The organism is Peribacillus sp. P4_D6 (genome assembly GCF_056401795.1).
This window is the reverse complement of the sequence record NZ_JBFUIQ010000385.1, coordinates 1-715: the sequence shown is the minus strand read 5'-3', so window position 1 is coordinate 715 and position 715 is coordinate 1. Positions and strand designations below refer to the sequence as shown.

The following is a 715-nucleotide window of genomic DNA, read 5'->3' as shown; positions in this document are numbered from 1 at the left end:
GTCTCTTCTTTATCAAATTTATCTGGTGGAAAAGGCTTTTTTCCATGGTTTTCACGATCTTGATTGATTTCTTCTTGAAGACGTCCTTGATACGCTCGTGTTTCTTTACGAACGATTTTCTTTTCAAATTTCCGTTTATTCGCACTGGCTTTCACATGTGTGGAATCCACGAAAACGTGTTCAGCACTTATTAACTTTTTATTAGCAGCTGTCATTAACATGCGATAGAAAATCTGTTCAAACAGTTCTGTATCTTTAAAGCGTCGCTCATAATTTTTCCCGAACGTGGAGTAGGAGGTGCTTTATCATGAAAACCACAGCCTAAGAACAACGGTAAGCCATATTTGTTTCCGCTTCTTCAATCGTTTTATGCATGGAACGAATACCAAAGGTATATTGAATGAATGTCAGTTTAACTAAAATAACTGGATCAATACTTGGGCGTCCTAMCTCTRAATACATATCTTTCATCAAGTCATAAATGAAAGTGAAGTCAATGGAAGCCTCCATTTTACGAACCAAATGGTTCGGTGGCACCAGTTGATCTAAAGTAATCATTTCAAGTTGATCTCGCTGAATAGAATCATGTTTAGAAAGCATCCTCATCACCTCAAGTTTTAATACTTCTATTTTAAAACAAAAATGACTCCAGGCAAAAGTGTTCTATCTAAAAGGTAAGACAAAGTTGATTGGAACGGAAGGTACGAGACTCCTG

The 715-nt window shown here is 36.7% G+C and carries 1 pseudogene; it reads right to left on the bottom strand.

The window, feature by feature from the left end:
• Window positions 1–600: pseudogene (locus AC1DVB_RS27770) on the bottom strand (transposase); the annotation flags it as partial.
• Between the last annotated feature and the right edge of the window lie 115 nt (window positions 601–715).